Here is a 15363-nt window from a genome sequence, read left to right as displayed (position 1 = left end):
GGGGGCGGCTTATGGTCCGCCCCCGCCGACGGACCCCGGCTTCATCGAAGCTTCGAAGTCCGTGATTTTATGGGGCCATAGCTCAGCTGGGAGAGCGCCTGCATGGCATGCAGGAGGTCAGCGGTTCGATCCCGCTTGGCTCCACCAAATCCCCCTATCGAAACGACCCCTGACCCGAGGGCCAGCCGGCCCTTGCCGCCATCCCTGCGCAAGCTCATATTTTTACAGCAAAAGCCTGTTTATATGGCCACCCGAGACAACGGGAGGAGGATCTGACGCCATGATGGCCGCCGCCGTCGATCAGGGCCAGCTGATCTGGTCGCCGCAGCCGGGGGAATGCCGGTTCGCCGCCGCCGCAGACCTTTACCGCTACTGGCTGGCCTGCCGCGGGGGGCGCCGGTTTCCCGCCCGCGCCGATCTCGACCCGCTGCAGATGCGCGGCGCGTTGGGCAATCTCACGCTGATCGAGGTGCATCGCGATCCGCTGCGCTTTCGCCTGCGCCTGGTCGGCACCAACCAGACCGCGCGGCTTGGTTTTGATCCCACCGGCCTGTGGCTGGACGAGATGCCGACGCGGGAATACGGCCGCCTGCTGATCGGCCGGATAACGCTCATCCTCGAACACCAGCAGCCCCTGCTGGTCCGCAATCGCCAGTTCATGGATGACCGCTGGTACGATTACGAGACGCTGTGGCTGCCGCTGGCCGCCGATGGCGAGACCATCGACATGCTGCTCGCCTGCCAGTTTTTCGCCGATGCCGCGGAGCCTGGCTGATCGCAGCCGCGACCGAAGATGAGCCGCAGGATGCGCTGCGGACAAGATTCTGACACGCTGCGGCCCCATCGCTGTCACACTCCACACCACATGTGGCAGTGGGCAAAAAAAGCCCCCTGAAAGGGCAAATTTCACTTGCATCTGCGGGAGTTGTGCCGCATACCCCCCTCCCAGAGACTGTTTGGAAAGTGGCGCACTGGCCGCCGGCATTCACATCTTGCCGGCCGGAACCACGGGGCTTTCCCAACAGTCTCTCTGCCAATCGGACCTTGTTTCTTTGCGGAGCCGCGCAGTGGCTCCCCCTTGGTGGAGAGACCGTTATGACCAAGAAGGCCCTCAAGCCCGCCCTGTACGAAGTGCCCCCCGCTCCGGCGGAGGCTGCCGCCGACGAGCATTTCATCTGCAAGGATGGCGTGCGCTATGCCGGCCTGCACCTGATCATCGATCTCTGGGGCGGCAAGCATCTCGACAATCTGGCCCTGGTAAAGCAGACCCTGACCGAGGCGGTCGCCGAGATCGGCGCCACCCTGCTCAACATCGACCTGCATCACTTCGAGCCCAATGGCGGCATTTCCGGCGTCGCCGTGCTGGCCGAGAGCCATATGTCGATCCACACCTGGCCCGAGAAGGGCTATGCCGCACTTGATGTCTTCGTCTGCGGCGACTGCCAGCCGGCCAAGGCGATTCCGGTGCTGCGTCGCGCCTTCCTGCCCGACAGCATCCAGTGCACCGAGATGAAGCGGGGACTGATTCTGTGACCACCTGGTTTAACGAAACGCTGTATTCCGGGTTCCGCCAGAGTCACGAAATCAAGAAGGTCCTCTTCGAGGGCAAGTCGAAATACCAGAAGGTCCGCGTCTTCGAGACCGGCCGCTTCGGCCGCATGCTGGCGCTGGACGGCGTCGTGCAATGCACCGAGGGCGACGAATTCGTCTACCACGAGATGCTGACCCACCTGCCGATCCTGGCGCATGGCAAGGTGCAGTCGGTGCTGATCGTCGGCGGCGGCGACGGCGGCATCCTCGAGGAAGTGCTGAAGCACAAGAGCGTCAAGCGCGTCACCATGGTCGAGATCGACGGCATGGTGATCGACATCGCCAAGAAGTACCTGCCGAAGATCTGCGGCAAGGCCTTTGCCGACAGGCGCACCAACCTCATTGTCGGCGACGGCGCCGCCTGGGTGGCGGAGACCGAGGAACGCTACGACCTCGTCATCGTCGACCGGCCCGATCCGGTCGGCCCCGCTACAGTGCTCTTTTCCAAAACTTTCTATGATAATTGCCGCCGGGTGATGCAGCCGGGCGCCATCCTCGTCGCCCAGAACGGCGTGCCGCACATGCAGGGCCCGGAACTGACCGACGCGATCAAGCTGTTCCAGAAGATCTGGGCGCATTCGGGCACGTATCTGGCCGTGGTGCCGACTTACGTGTGCGGCTTCATGTCGATGACCTGGGCGTCGGATGCCGATATCACCGATGTCGACCCGCGCCAGATCTTCGCCCGTTACGACCGCGCCGGCCTGAAGGGCCTGCGCTACTACAATCCGGAAATCCATTTCGGCGCTTTTGCCCTGCCGGATTTCGTCGCCCGCCTGTTGCCGGCACCGAAGGCTGCGCGCAAGCCGGCAGTGAAGAAGAAGGCCGCCGCGAAGAAGCGCTGAGAGCCTGCGAAATTGTTCTGCACCGCCCGCCGCTCATCCGGCGGGCGTTTTACTTTTGCCGGCCCGTGACTTACTTCCCCGGCTTGCAAGCCTGCCCGGTTTGCTGTTGAGTGCGCGCCCGCCGGGCCAGACTGCCCGGCACGGAACCCCATGAGCTACGCGGTCAAGGAAATCTTCAAGACGCTGCAGGGCGAGGGCGGCCAGGCCGGCCGCGCCGCCGTGTTCTGCCGTTTTGCCGGCTGCAACCTGTGGTCCGGCCGCGAGGCTGACCGCGCCACGGCCGTGTGCCGCTTCTGCGACACGGATTTCGTCGGCACCGACGGCGAGAATGGCGGGCGTTTCAATGATGCCGCCGCACTGGCCGGAGCCATCGCCGCCGTCTGGGGCAGCGCGGCCCGGGAGCGGCGTTTCGTCGTCTGCACCGGCGGCGAACCTTTGCTGCAACTCGATGCCGCACTGGTCGATGCGCTGCATGCGGAGGGCTTCGAGATCGCGGTCGAGACCAACGGCACGCTCGCGGCACCCGACGGCCTCGACTGGATCTGCGTCAGCCCCAAGGCCGGCACGGTCCTGCAACAGCGCCGCGGCGCCGAACTGAAACTGGTCTATCCGCAGGCCGGCCTCGATCCGGCGGCACTGCTCGGGCTCGATTTCACCCGTTTCCTGCTGCAGCCGATGGACGGGCCGGACCGGCTGGCCAATACCGCCGCCGCCGTCGCCTATTGCAAGGATCATCCGCAATGGCAACTCAGCCTGCAGACCCACAAGCTGATCGGAATTCCCTGATGCTCCCCGCACTCCTGGAAATGACCAAGGATTTCCGCTTCGAGGCGGCGCATACCCTGCAGCGCGACATCGGCGCCGAGGGCAGCCGGCGCATCCACGGCCATTCCTACCGCGCCCGGGTTGCCGTGCGCGGCCGGCCCGATCCGGCCACCGGCATGGTGATCGACCTCGAGAAACTGGAGCAGCTGTTCGCCGCCATCCGCGCGCGGCTCGATCATCATTTCCTCGACGAGGTCGAAGGCCTCGGCCCGGCGACGATGGAAAACCTGGCGGTATGGATCTGGCGCTGCCTGGCGCCGGATGTCGCCGGCCTCAGCCGCGTCACGCTGTACCGCGACAGCCTCGGCGAATCCTGCACGTATCTGGGCGAATAGGGCCTCGGTGAATGAAACCGGCGACGGGCAAACCGCCGCCGGCTGAAGCGTCACTCGGCCGCGCTGCGCAGCGCTGCGTCGGGCATGCCGCCGTAGATCTCGCCCTCGCCCTGCTGGCGGAACAGCTCCAGCAGGCGCTTGCGCATGATCATGCCGCCGCGGTCGGACGGCATATGCTGTTCGATGCGGCGGCTGATATCGATGCAGGCATCCGGATTGGTCGATTCGAGGATGTCCTTGTCCTCGGCGGTGATCACCGCATCCCATTCGATCAGCTTGGCGGTCGGGCAATCAGCCTCGGTGTCGTTGCGGTAGAGCCACTGCACCAGCTTGATGCGGCCGTCATCCATCGGTGTCGCGCAGTTGAAAATGATGTGGCGGATGCCGGACGGATATTCCATGTCGAGCCGGCGGCTGAACGGCATGTACCAGGCATTGCGCATATGCCGCTGCGTCGTCGGCGCGGTGCTGCCGGTGACCTGATGGGCGATCGGCGGATTGAGGATGGGGACCGTCGATTCGGCATAGAAGCCGTAATCGGTTTCCTGCATTTCGTATTTCTCGGGCTTCGGCTGGTCGATCTGGCCGAAGGTCGCCTTGTGCACGAAGGAGAAATGCGCGTTGTCGAAGGAATTCTCCATCATGCGGATCGGCGCGCAGGCCCATTCCTCATAGAACTGGTCGATGCGGCGGAAGGCCGGATCGCTGTCTTCCGGAATCTCGAACAGGTCGGCGAGCGGCTCGTCGAGCGCCACCCAGGCATAGCCGTAGCGCGACTGGCAGCGATAGGCCGGCGTGGCGATATTGCCCGAGACCGGGCTGCCTTCCGGATACTGCGGGATGCGCACGCATTTGCCGTCGCGGTCATAGGTCCAGCCGTGATAGCCGCAGACGATGTTGCCGTTCTCGCACCAGCCCTTGGAGAGCTTTGCCGTGCGATGGCAGCAGCGGTCGGCGAGCGCCGCCGGATGGCCTTCGGCATCGAGGAACAGCACCAGGTCCTCGCCCATCAGGCGGAACGGCTGCGGGCCGTTTTTCAGGTCTTCGATTTTGGCGGTGGCGTACCAGAACCTGCGCAGGGTCTTCTGCCTGGTGGTCAGCATGGACGGGGCGTCCTGTCGTTCGGGCCCGTGCGGGGCCGCCAGCCGGCCTGCCGATGCTGGCAACCTCCGCTGGCCGGGGTCGCTGGACCCCCAAGCGGTTTATAGGCAACTTCCCGGCCGGACGCACGCGGGAAATATGCCCAAAAACCAGCCAGACTCGGCCGGCCGCGGCGGGCCGCGGCACTGAGCCGCAGGCCAGGCCATCAAGCAGGACATGCCATTAAGCAGGATCGGGCGTTAACTTGCGCGCAGCCATTCCGGCGGTACAGTATCCGCCACATCATCGCCCAGCCGGGGAAACCCCATGCAGCGCCGCCAGTTCCTCTCCGCCTTCACTCTCTCCGCCGCAGCCGCCGGCGGCTTCGCGCTGAAGCCCGAAGCTGCCCGCGCCATGTCGCTGGAACCGGCGCCGGCGCATTACCGCCTGTCGGCGCCGGCCGTGCCCGGCGCGCTCGACTGGGACGACCTGGCGAAGGCCGGCCCTGAGCGCTTTCGCGACGACGCGGTCAGCCGCTTTCCGGCCGGCCTGCGTGGTCTCGATGAAACGAAAGTCGCGATCAGCGGCTACATGATGCCGATCCAGCAGGGCCCGCAGCACAGGGATTTCCTGCTCGGCGGCCTGCAGTTCCATTGCCCGGTCTGCATGATGGGCGACCTCGGCCGCATCATGGCGGTGCGCGCCGCCCGGCCGGTCGCCTATACCGACCAGCCGATCCTGCTGCATGGCACGCTCAGGCTGCTGGAGGGCGACGGCTCGCCGCTGTTCTACCGCCTTGACGGCGCCCGCACCGCCTGACGCCCGCGCCCACTTCTTCATGACCGCCCCTGAATCCGCAGCGCGGCGCCGCGCCACCCTGATCGGCGGCATCGCCATCCTGCTGTGGGCGGCGCTGGCGCTGTTCACCGCGCTGACGCCGTCGATCCCTGCCCTGCAGCTCAACGCCATGAGCTTTTCGGTCGCCGGCCTCGCCGCCATCGCGCTGTGGCTGGCGCGCGGCGAGAATCCGCTGCGCCACCTGCGCCAGCCGCCGCTGGCCTGGGCGCTCGGCGTCAGCGGCCTGCTCGGCTATCACGCGCTGTATTTCCTGGCGCTGAAGCTGGCGCCGCCGCTGGAAGCCAGCCTGATCAACTACCTCTGGCCGCTGCTGATCGTCGTCTTCTCCGGCCTGCTGCCGGGCGAGCGGCTGCGCTGGTTCCACCTCGCCGGCGTGGCGCTCGGCCTGATCGGCACGGTCAACCTCGTGCTCGGCCGGGGCGAGGTCGCCTTCGAGGCACAGCATCTGGCCGGCTATGCGGCGGCATTGGCGGCGGCGCTGACCTGGTCGACCTATTCGGTGCTGTCGCGCCGTTTCGCCGCGGTGCCGACCGATGCGGTCGGCGGCTTCTGCATCGCCACGGCGCTGCTTTCCTGGGGGATGCATTTCGCGCTGGAGACCAGCGTCTGGCCGGCGGCGACCGGCGAATGGCTCGCCGTGCTCGGCCTTGGCCTCGGCCCGGTCGGGCTCGCCTTCTTCTGCTGGGACCACGGCATGAAGCGCGGCGACATCCGCGCGCTGGGCTCCATGGCCTATGCGGCGCCCTTGCTGTCGACCCTGCTGCTGATCGCCTTCGGCCAGGGCCAGGCCAGCTGGCGCGTCGCGCTGGCCTGCGCCCTGATCATCGCCGGCGCCCTGCTCGGCACCGGCGACCTCAGGCAGAAGAAAGCCTAGCGGCAGCCGGCACAGGCGGATCAGCCCGCCACGGACCGGGCTGCGGAGACCAGATCGACGAAGGCGCGCAGCGGCGTCGGCATCAGGCGGCCGGAAAAATAGAGCCGCGGCCCGTCGAACTGCGGCCACCAGTCCGGGAGGACCGGCGTCAGCGCGCCGCTGTCAAAATGCGGCTGTAGCCAGTTACGGAAGGTGTAGAGCAGCCCGTGCCCGGCAGCGGCCAGATCGATCGCCGCACCGGCCGAAGCCGTAGTGAGCACCAGCCGCGCCGGCGGATCGAACGTCAGCACCTCACCCGCCTTCTCGAAGTGCCAGCCGGTCAGCGCGCCGCTGGCAAAGCGGGTGCGGATGCAGTGATGGCGCAGCACGTCACGCGGATGGGCCGGTACGCCATGGTCGTGCAGATAGGATGGCGCCGCACAGAGGGCGCCCTGCTGGACCCGGGGACCGATCGGCACCGCGATCATGTCCTGGGCCAGATGCTCGTCGTAACGGATTCCGGCGTCGCAATCCGCCGCCGTCACATCGACGAGACGATCGTCTACCACCACCTCGACCCGCACGTCGGGATAGGCCCTGAGGAACCGGTCGATCAGCGGCGGCAGGATATCGACCATCACGGCACCCGGGACGTTGAGCCGCAGGCGGCCCCGCACCTCCTGCTGCGAGCTGGCGGCATCGTCCAGGGCCAGCCGCGCCTCGGACAGCAGCGGCGCGATGCGGCCGGCCAGTGCACGACCCGCCTCGGTCGGCATGACGCTGCGCGTGGTGCGCGTGAGCAGTGGCGCCCCGAGCCGGGCTTCCAGCCGCGTGATCGTCTCGCTGACGGTCGACGGCGACAGGCCGAGACGGCGCGCCGCCGTGCGGAAGCCGCCGGCCTCGGTCACCGCGAGGAAGATGGCCAGATCATCGAGAGAAGGGTTCAGGCTATTGTTCGGCATTCCGAACAAGCTATTCGCCTGTAGCCAGATTATCAAATCTTTCCGAACGGCTATGTAAGGCGGGCAAAGGAGATTCCTCATGACCCAAGCAAAACCAGATGCCCGCCCGGACGCCGCCGCCGCCGGACGCTTCACCTTTCCCGGGACATCCATCTCGGTGAACCGGATGGGTTACGGCGCCATGCAGCTCGCCGGCCCCCATGTCTTCGGCGCCCCGGCAGATCCCGCCGAGGCCCGTGCCGTGCTGCGCGAGGCGATTGCGCTGGGCGTCGACCATATCGACACCAGCGATTTCTACGGCCCCCATGTCACCAACGCGCTGATCCGCGAGGCGCTGTTCCCCTATCCCGACAACCTGACCCTGGTGACCAAGATCGGCGCCTGGCGCGATGCGAAGGGCGGCTGGATTCTCGAGCACGGCGCGGACTTCCTGCGGCAATCGGTGGAGGACAATCTGCAGCGGCTGGGGCTGGACCGGATGGCCATCGTGAACCTGCGGATAGGCGGGCCCGGGGATGATATCGCCGCTCCGATGCAGGTGATGCGGCAGATGCAGGAGGAAGGCCTGATCGCTCATATCGGCATCAGCACCGTCGATGCGGCGCAGGTACGGATCGCGCGGGATATTGCCCCGGTCGTCTGTGTGCAGAACCACTATAACCTGGTGCATCGCGACGACGACGCGATGATCGACGCCCTGGCCGCGGACGGCATCGCCTATGTCCCCTATTTCCCGCTGGGCGGCTTCACGCCCCTGCAGAACGACGGACTGAAACAGGTGGCAGACGATTTCGGGCAATCCGTCCAGACCGTGGCGCTGGCGTGGCTGCTGCAGCGCAGTCCGAACATCCTGCTGATTCCCGGAACCTCGCGCCGCGCCCATCTGCACGGCAACATCTCTGCTGCGGGGCTCGTTCTGGACGGCGACCACCTCGCCCGGCTGGACGGGCTTGCCGGTCTGAACTGATCGGCCGGATCAGTCGGCGGCGTCGGCCAGCGGCACGGGCCGCGCCGGCGCCGGTTCCGACCGGCTGTACGGCAGGAACAGGGTGGACAGGAAGACACAGAGCCCGCAGCCGGCCAGCACCTGGAACAGCACCGGGAAGCCGCCGCCGTGGTCATGCAGGAAGGCGACCATCGGCACGGTGGCGGCGCTGACCCCGAAGGACAGCAGGTAGCGCAGCGAATAGGCCCGCGCCCGCCATTCGTCCGTCGTGAAGCGCACCACCAGTGCGTCGTTGATGGTGACCTGGCCGAACACCGCGAACATCAGGCCGGCCGCCGCCAGCAGCAGCGCCCAGTCGCCGGCCGAGGCGGCGATGAACAGGCAGGGCGCCTGCAGCAGCGCCAGCGGCATGAAGATGCTGCGCAGGCTGTGGCGGTCGAGCAGGCGGCCGATGATCAGCTGCGCCACCGCGCCGGTGACATAGACGGCGGCGACCAGCGCGCCGACCGCCACCGGGGAATCGACAAAGCCGAGCAGGCGTTCGTTGAACAGCTTGGGCAGCGAGACGGTGGCGGCGCTGAACACCACGCCGCCGAAAATGGTGATCGCCGCCATGACGCCGAAGGCGCGGATCGCGGTGGCGCGCACCACGGCAGGCTGCGCCCGGACCGGGCTGCGTTTCGCCGCATTGCGCTCGTCGGGCACCAGGCTTACGAAGGCAATGCCGATCAGGATCGACAGCCCGCCCGGGATAAAGAAGGCGAAGCGCCAGCCGAGATACTGCGCGACGCCGGCGGTGATCAGCGCCGAGAAGGCGATGCCGAGATTGCCCCAGACGCCATTGAGGCCGAGGTCGCGGCCGAGCCGGGTCGTGTGGCTGGCCAGCAGCGCGCCGCCGACCGGATGGTAGATCGAGGCGAACAGGCCGATCAGGGTCAGCGACACCGCCAGCATGACCACACTGGTGCTGAGGCCGACGAGAATGGTGGCGGCGCCGATGCCGAAGAAGAAGACGGCCATCATGTTGCGCCGGCTCCATTTGTCGCCGAGCCAGCCGGACGGCACCGAGCCGGCACCGAAGGCGATGAAGCTGCCGACCGACAGCGCCAGCAGCTCGCCGTAGGAGCGCTGGAAGCTGCCGCCCATCGCCAGTACGGCGGCGGGGAAGATCAGCACGAACATGTGGTCGATGCTGTGGGCGATGTTGACGAAGGCGATCACCCGCCGGCTGTCGGCCCCGGCTGCTGCACTCATGGTCCTGACTCCGAATCCTGTTGCAGCCTCGATCCTAGGGGTGTCAGATAAACACCGTCCTGCCATTTTATATCGAGAATCGGACATGCCCCGCGCTGTCAGGCCAGACCGCAGCATCAATGCCGAGGACTACCAGCATGCGCCGCGGCCGGTCGCCGCCATGCCCAAGGACTATGCGCCCGGCGAGGAGATCGCGCCGCACAGCCACCGGCGCGCCCAGCTGCTCTATGCCGTCAGCGGAGTGATGCGGATCACCGCCGAGGAAATGCCGGCCGGTCAGGCCGCGGCCAGACCGAAAGGAATCTGGATCGTGCCGCCGCAGCGCGCGGTGTGGATTCCGTCCGGCTGCGAACACGAGGTCCGCATGGTCGGGCCGGTGCAGATGCGCACGCTGTATGTCGAGCCCGATGCCGCGCCCGGCCTGCCGGCGCAATGCCGGGTGATCGAGGTCTCGGGCCTGCTGCGCGAGCTGATCCTCGCGCTGATGGACGAGCCGCTCGACTATGCGCCCGACAGCCGCGGCGCGGCGGTCGCCCGCCTGCTGCTGCAGGAGCTGGTCGCCGTCGAGGCGCTGCCGCTGCATCTGCCGCAGCCGCGCGATGTGCGCCTGCAGGCGGTCTGCCGCCAGATCGAGGCGCGCATCGGCGAGGAGCTGCCGCTGGAAGACATTGCCCGCGACGCCGGCATGAGCAGCCGCACCCTGGCACGGCTGTTCCGCCGCGAGACCGGCATCGGCTTCCAGCAATGGCGCCAGCAGGCAAGACTGGCCGAAGCATTGGCACGCCTCGCCGCCGGCCAGCCGGTCGGGATTGTCGCCACCGATCTGGGTTATGCGGGGACGGCGGCCTTCACGGCGATGTTCCGCCGCAGCCTGGGGACCACGCCAAGCCGCTATTTCGAGACTAGGGCGCCCAGCCCGGCGGCGCGAGGTCGAAGCCGCTGAAGTCGAAGGCCGGCGCGACCGTGCATCCCACTAGCGTCCACTCGCCCAGGGATTCGGCCGCCTGCCAGTGGCGCGTCGGCACGATGCCCTGCGGCCGCTGGCCGGCGGCGATGTCGGGGCCGAGCGTCAACTGCGTGACGGCGGCGCCTTCTTTCGCGGCGAGGCTGAGGCGCAGCGGCGCGCCGGCATGCCAGTGCCAGATCTCGACCGCATCGACGCGGTGCCAGTGCGAGCGTTGGCCCGCCTTGAGCAGGAAATAGATCGCCGTCGAGCGCGAGCGGCCGGCGGCATCGGTCTGCGCATCGCGGAAGGTCTCGATGAAATAGCCGCCTTCGGGATGCGGCTGCAGGCCGAGCGCGGCGATGATCTCGTCTGCGGTCATGGTGGCCGTCATCGTCTACATGCCGAGCAGCTTGCGGATGATTTCGAGGCCGCCGAAGACCAGCAGCCCGACCCAGCCGGTGGCCAGCACGCTGACGACCAGGCTCGACAGCACCAGCATGCCGTCGCGCTCGATCTGGCCGAGCGCGGCGAGGATGATCGCCCAGGCCGGGATCAGGTTGCCGAACGGGATCGGCAGCGACAGCAGGATGGCGTTCCACAGCACGATGGCGCCGATCAGCCGGCGCGCCCGCCAGCCGGCGATGCGCTCCAGCCGCGGCTTCAGATACTTCTCGACCTTCTGCAGCCGGGGGATCGCCGGCCGCAGCATGCGGGCCACGTCGGCGCGGCGGAAACTGCGCCGCAGCCAGGATTTCGGAAACCACGGGTGATCGAAACCGAGCACCATCTGGCCCGACAGCAGCAGCAGGGGCGCGCCGAGGATCGCCGACAGGCCCGGCGCGATCGGTGCCGGAATGCCGTTCGGCAGCGCAAACACCAGCACCAGGAAGCCGAAGGCGCGTACCTCGAAGAGGTCCAGCAGCTCGTGCAGGGTGATGCGGTCGTCCGGATCGCCGTCGCAGATCCCGGCGACGATCTCGGCGATGCGGCGCGGCGCATAGGTGCTGCTACCCATATTCTGCTCTGCCGTCATTATTTGCCCTCGCCGTCGCCGAGGCCCGGCAGGCGCGGCATGACCTCTTCGGATTCCGCATCGATGATATCGTCGGTGTTGCGGATGGTGACCTCGAAGCCCGGCAGCGCCTGCGGCGCCTTGCCGGGCCGGATGCCGAGCTTGGCGAGGTTGCGCACCCGCGGCAGCAGGCGGCGGTTCACCGAGCGGCTGAAGGCATCGAACTGCTCGGTGGCCTGCTGCAGCCCCTTGCCGACCCGTTCCGCCAGCGACAAGGCCGTGCCGGTGCTCTCCACCAGCCTGGTTACCGCATCGACGATCTGTTCCAGGTTTTCCGCCTGCCGGCCGCTGTCGATCTGCATGCGCGACACCGCGATGATGGCGGCCAGCGCAGAGGGACCGGCAATGACGATATCGGCTTCGGCCGCGCGGCGCTCGAAATCCGGATCGGCGCGGCGCAGCTTCTCGATCGCCGCATCGTTGGGCAGCACCATGGCGGTCATGCTGCGCTTCAGGCTGCCGCCACGCTTCAGCTCGCGGAAGGTCGCCAGCACGGCATTGCCGTAATCCTTCGCCGCCAGTGCCCGCAGGTGCAGGGTCATGCGCTGGGCGAGCTGCTGCAGGGCGGCGGCCGCGGCCGTCTCGTCTTCCGCCTCGGCATGATCGAGCAACACCTTGCTGGCCTTGCTGTCGATCACCAGCACGGCATCGCCGGGCAGGAAGACCACGGCATCGGGGCGCAGGCTGCCGCGCTCGCCGTCGCCGGCGGCATGATACTGGATGATGAAATCATGGCCCGGCTGCAGGCCGAAGGCCTTCAGCGTGTTCTCCAGCCCGATCTCGGCGAGCCGGCCGGCGCCGCCGGGATGCGACAGTGCCCGGTGCACGGTGTCGATGGTCTTGCGGCTGTCGCCGACCTGCTGGTGCAGGCGGGTCACCGTATCGGTGATCACCGTGACCTGCTGCAGCAGGCCCTCGGTGGTCTGCTTGACCTTTTCCTCGGACAGCTTCTTCTGCTCGTCGGCCTCGCGCTTGTGGGTCTCCAGCAGCATCGAACTCAACTGCTTGCCGGTCTCCAGGGTCGCCGCCTTGGCGGCCTCGGTCATCTGCTTGACCGTCTGTTCGAAATCGGCGAAGCGCTTTTCCTGCTCGGCCAGCTTCTGGCGGTCGAGCGCAGCGCTGCGCTCATGCTGGATGCGGTCCTTGTCGGCCTCGGCGCGGGCGGCTTCCGCGGCGGCCAGCGCCGTCCGTGCACTGTCGAGCTGGGCCATCAGTTCCGCCAGCCGGGTTTCCGCCGTCGACTGCGCCGCCAGTGCGGTTTCCAGCCGGCCGCGCAACTGGGTGCGGTCCATGTCGGCTTCGGTCCGGCCGGCCAGGGCGGCTTTCAGTTCGGCCTGCACCGTCGCCAATTCCGCCGCCTGTTCAGGGCTTTGTCCGGCCGGCCCGGCAGGGCGGGCAGAGAGCCGCCACAGGACCAGCCCGAGCAGGGCTGCCAGGATGGCAAAACCGGCATAAATCACTATATCCATACAGGGTTAGATAGCAGCGGGCTTGACTGACCGCCAGTCCGCATCCTATCTGGCGCCGACGAATGTAACCGAACCGACCCGGAACTATCCCATGGCCCTCCTGCCGATCATCACGGCGCCCGACAAGCGCCTTGAAGCCATTTCGACCCCGGTCGATGCGGTGACCGACGACGTGCGCCGCCAGCTCGACGACATGCTGGAAACGATGTATGCGGCACCCGGCATCGGGCTGGCCGCCATCCAGGTCGGCATCGCCAAGCGCATGCTGGTGATCGACATCGCGCGCGAGGACGAAGAGAAGCAGCCCTTGTTCATCATCAATCCGGAATTCACCTGGATCTCCGACGACGACAAGGTCTACGAAGAGGGCTGCCTGTCGCTGCCCGAGCAGTATGCCGAGGTCGCCCGTCCCGCCGAGGTCAGGGTCAGCCACCTCGACTACAACGGAAACCGGCAGGAACTGCAGGCCGATGGCCTGCTGGCGGTCTGCCTGCAGCACGAGATGGACCATCTCGACGGCATCCTGTTCGTCGACCATATTTCGGCGCTGAAGCGCAACATGATCCTGCGCAAGCTGCTGAAGCAGAAGCGCCTCGCCGAAGCCGGCTGAGCCGGGCCCCATCCATGTCCTTGCGCCTCGTCTTCATGGGCACGCCCGATTTCGCCGTGCCGGTGCTGGAGGCCTTTCTCGGCGCCGGCGACACGGTCGCCGCCGTCTACAGCCAGCCGCCGCGCCCGGCCGGCCGCGGCCACAAGCTGACCCCTTCGCCGGTGCAGGCAGCGGCCGAGCGCCATGGCCTGGCCGTCCGCCATCCGGTTTCGCTGAAAACCGCCGAGGCGCAGGCCGAGTTTGCCGCGCTCGCCGCCGATGCCGCCATCGTGGTGGCCTATGGCCTGATCCTGCCGCAGACGGTGCTCGACGCGCCGAAATTCGGCTGCTTCAACCTGCATGCCTCGCTGCTGCCGCGCTGGCGCGGTGCCGCACCGATCCAGCGCGCCATCATGGCCGGCGACGCCGAAACCGGTGTCTGCGCCATGCAGATGGATGCCGGCCTCGATACCGGCCCGGTGCTGGCCTGCGAAAAAGTCGCCATCGGCCCGCGCATGACGGTGAGCGACCTGCATGACGAACTGGCCCGCATCGGCGCGCCGCTGATGGTGCGCGCGATGCACGACTTTGCCGCCGGCCGGATTGCGCCGCAGCCGCAGCCGGCAGACGGCGTGACCTATGCCGCCAAGCTCGCCCGCGACGAGGGCCGCATCGACTGGACGCAGCCGGCCGCCGCGATCGACCGTGCCGTGCGCGCCCTCAATCCGGGGCCGGGCACGTTCTTCGAGCTGAACGGCGAACGCATCAAGCTGCTGGCGGCCGAACCCGTGGCCGGCAGCGGCGCACCCGGCACCCTGCTCGACGATGCCGGCACGGTGGCCTGTGGTGACGGAGCACTAAAACTGGTGCGGCTGCAGCGGCCGGGCAAGGGCCCGGTGCCGGTGCAGGCTTTCCTGAACGGCCATCCGCTGCCGCGCGGCACGCGGCTCGCCTGATGCCGCGCTTCCGCCTCACGCTGGAATACGACGGCAGCAATTTCGCCGGCTGGCAGCGCCAGGCCGGGCAGCCCAGCGTGCAGCAGGCGCTGGAAGACGCCGTGCAGGCGATGAGCGGCCAGAACGTCGACACCATCGTCGCCGGCCGCACCGATGCCGGCGTGCACGCCCGCGGCCAGGTGGTACATTTCGACCTCGACCGCGACCGCGACCGCGATTTCACACCGGACCGGCTGCGCGACGGCCTGAACTTCTACCTGCGCGAAGCCCGCGTCGCCGTGCTCGATGCCGCCATCGTGGATGCCGAATTCAGCGCCCGGCTGTCGGCCACGGCGCGGCATTACCTGTACCGCATCCTCAACCGCCGGCCGCCGCCGGGCCTGGAAGCCGGCCGGGTCTGGCATGTGCCGGTGGCGCTGGATGCCGATGCCATGCACCGGGCGGCGCAAGCGCTGGTCGGCCATCACGACTTCACCAGTTTCCGGTCCAGCGAATGCCAGGCGAAATCGCCCCTGCGCACGATGGATGCAGTGGCGGTGACGCGCAGCGGCGAGGAGGTCCATGTCACCGTCCGCTCGCGCAGCTTCCTGCACAACCAGGTGCGCATTATGGTCGGCACGCTGAAGCTGGTCGGCGAAGGGCGCTGGTCGGCGGATGACGTGCGCGTGGCGCTGGAAAAATGCGAGCGCAGCGCGGCGGGGCCGACAGCGCCACCGGACGGCCTCTACCTGATGCGGGTGGATTACTAAACGGCGCTGCCTGGCTGCGCCAGCCGGTCGCCCC

18 protein-coding genes and 1 tRNA gene are annotated in these 15363 nt (G+C 67.7%); 13 read left to right on the top strand and 6 right to left on the bottom strand.

Annotated features, from left to right (window positions below; all coding sequences use genetic code 11):
• Positions 1-71: 71 nt before the first annotated feature.
• The 6 genes from ACFOOQ_RS10210 to ACFOOQ_RS10185 all read left to right on the top strand — a co-directional run bounded on the left by ACFOOQ_RS10210 (position 72) and on the right by ACFOOQ_RS10185 (position 3595).
• Positions 72-147: transfer RNA gene (locus ACFOOQ_RS10210), tRNA-Ala, on the top strand.
• 133 nt (positions 148-280) lie between these two features.
• Positions 281-775, top strand: a complete 495-nt coding sequence (locus ACFOOQ_RS10205; protein WP_379725547.1) for a PAS domain-containing protein — start codon at positions 281-283, stop codon at positions 773-775.
• Positions 776-1095: 320 nt separating this feature from the next.
• On the top strand, positions 1096-1533 hold the full coding sequence (gene speD, locus ACFOOQ_RS10200) for an adenosylmethionine decarboxylase (protein WP_379725544.1): 438 nt from the start codon (positions 1096-1098) through the stop codon (positions 1531-1533).
• Entirely contained in the window at positions 1530-2435 is a 906-nt protein-coding gene (gene speE / locus ACFOOQ_RS10195; protein ID WP_379725541.1) for a polyamine aminopropyltransferase, read from the top strand. Before speD ends, speE begins: the two co-directional genes overlap by 4 nt.
• A 150-nt stretch (positions 2436-2585) precedes the next feature.
• Entirely contained in the window at positions 2586-3221 is a 636-nt protein-coding gene (gene queE / locus ACFOOQ_RS10190) for a 7-carboxy-7-deazaguanine synthase (protein ID WP_379725539.1), read from the top strand.
• Positions 3221-3595, top strand: a complete 375-nt coding sequence (locus tag ACFOOQ_RS10185) for a 6-carboxytetrahydropterin synthase (protein ID WP_379725537.1) — start codon at positions 3221-3223, stop codon at positions 3593-3595. The genes queE and ACFOOQ_RS10185 overlap by 1 nt, the downstream gene beginning before the upstream one ends.
• Before the next feature lie 50 nt (positions 3596-3645).
• On the opposite strand, the gene ACFOOQ_RS10180 is transcribed toward ACFOOQ_RS10185, so the two are convergent.
• On the bottom strand, positions 3646-4698 hold the full coding sequence (locus ACFOOQ_RS10180) for an aromatic ring-hydroxylating dioxygenase subunit alpha (RefSeq protein ID WP_379725534.1): 1053 nt from the start codon (positions 4696-4698) through the stop codon (positions 3646-3648).
• Positions 4699-5002: 304 nt separating this feature from the next.
• On the opposite strand from ACFOOQ_RS10180, the gene ACFOOQ_RS10175 reads away from it, so the two are divergent.
• Positions 5003-5494, top strand: coding sequence for a hypothetical protein (locus ACFOOQ_RS10175; RefSeq protein WP_379725531.1), 492 nt, complete (start codon positions 5003-5005; stop codon positions 5492-5494).
• Positions 5495-5513: 19 nt separating this feature from the next.
• Positions 5514-6407: an aromatic amino acid exporter YddG gene (gene yddG / locus ACFOOQ_RS10170; RefSeq protein ID WP_379725528.1), complete on the top strand. Its 894-nt coding sequence runs from the start codon at positions 5514-5516 to the stop codon at positions 6405-6407.
• 20 nt (positions 6408-6427) lie between these two features.
• Here the strand turns inward: yddG and ACFOOQ_RS10165 are convergent, their stop codons facing one another.
• On the bottom strand, positions 6428-7348 hold the full coding sequence (locus ACFOOQ_RS10165; protein WP_379725525.1) for a LysR family transcriptional regulator: 921 nt from the start codon (positions 7346-7348) through the stop codon (positions 6428-6430).
• 79 nt (positions 7349-7427) lie between these two features.
• On the opposite strand from ACFOOQ_RS10165, the gene ACFOOQ_RS10160 reads away from it, so the two are divergent.
• The gene (locus ACFOOQ_RS10160) at positions 7428-8315 is read left to right on the top strand and encodes an oxidoreductase (protein WP_379725522.1); all 888 of its coding nucleotides are present in this window, start codon (positions 7428-7430) and stop codon (positions 8313-8315) included.
• A gap of 9 nt (positions 8316-8324) precedes the next feature.
• Here ACFOOQ_RS10160 and ACFOOQ_RS10155 read toward each other — a convergent pair whose 3' ends face one another.
• Positions 8325-9548: an MFS transporter gene (locus ACFOOQ_RS10155; protein ID WP_379725519.1), complete on the bottom strand. Its 1224-nt coding sequence runs from the start codon at positions 9546-9548 to the stop codon at positions 8325-8327.
• Positions 9549-9633: 85 nt separating this feature from the next.
• On the opposite strand from ACFOOQ_RS10155, the gene ACFOOQ_RS10150 reads away from it, so the two are divergent.
• A complete protein-coding gene (locus ACFOOQ_RS10150; protein ID WP_379725516.1) occupies positions 9634-10491 on the top strand; it encodes an AraC family transcriptional regulator in 858 nt (285 codons plus the stop codon).
• Here ACFOOQ_RS10150 and ACFOOQ_RS10145 read toward each other — a convergent pair.
• The 3 genes from ACFOOQ_RS10145 to rmuC are packed head-to-tail and all read right to left on the bottom strand — an operon-like array spanning position 10451 to position 13035.
• Positions 10451-10873, bottom strand: coding sequence for a cupin domain-containing protein (locus tag ACFOOQ_RS10145; RefSeq protein ID WP_379725513.1), 423 nt, complete (start codon positions 10871-10873; stop codon positions 10451-10453). The two genes, ACFOOQ_RS10150 and ACFOOQ_RS10145, sit on opposite strands and share 41 nt — an antisense overlap.
• Before the next feature lie 15 nt (positions 10874-10888).
• Complete coding sequence (locus ACFOOQ_RS10140; RefSeq protein ID WP_379725510.1) at positions 10889-11509, bottom strand: exopolysaccharide biosynthesis protein; 621 nt, start codon at positions 11507-11509, stop codon at positions 10889-10891.
• Between the two features lie 17 nt (positions 11510-11526).
• Complete coding sequence (gene rmuC / locus ACFOOQ_RS10135) at positions 11527-13035, bottom strand: DNA recombination protein RmuC (RefSeq protein WP_379725507.1); 1509 nt, start codon at positions 13033-13035, stop codon at positions 11527-11529.
• 91 nt (positions 13036-13126) lie between these two features.
• On the opposite strand from rmuC, the gene def reads away from it, so the two are divergent.
• From def to truA, 3 genes are read left to right on the top strand one after another with little or no spacing between them, the layout of a single operon-like run.
• Entirely contained in the window at positions 13127-13645 is a 519-nt protein-coding gene (def, locus tag ACFOOQ_RS10130) for a peptide deformylase (RefSeq protein WP_379725504.1), read from the top strand.
• A 14-nt stretch (positions 13646-13659) separates the two neighbouring features.
• Complete coding sequence (gene fmt / locus ACFOOQ_RS10125; RefSeq protein ID WP_379725501.1) at positions 13660-14580, top strand: methionyl-tRNA formyltransferase; 921 nt, start codon at positions 13660-13662, stop codon at positions 14578-14580.
• Positions 14580-15329, top strand: a complete 750-nt coding sequence (truA, locus tag ACFOOQ_RS10120; RefSeq protein ID WP_379725498.1) for a tRNA pseudouridine(38-40) synthase TruA — start codon at positions 14580-14582, stop codon at positions 15327-15329. The genes fmt and truA overlap by 1 nt, the downstream gene beginning before the upstream one ends.
• Positions 15330-15363: the final 34 nt, after the last annotated feature.

The organism is Ferrovibrio xuzhouensis (assembly GCF_042648965.1).
GTDB lineage: Bacteria > Pseudomonadota > Alphaproteobacteria > Ferrovibrionales > Ferrovibrionaceae > Ferrovibrio > Ferrovibrio xuzhouensis.
This window is presented reverse-complemented; position numbering and strand designations above follow the sequence as displayed.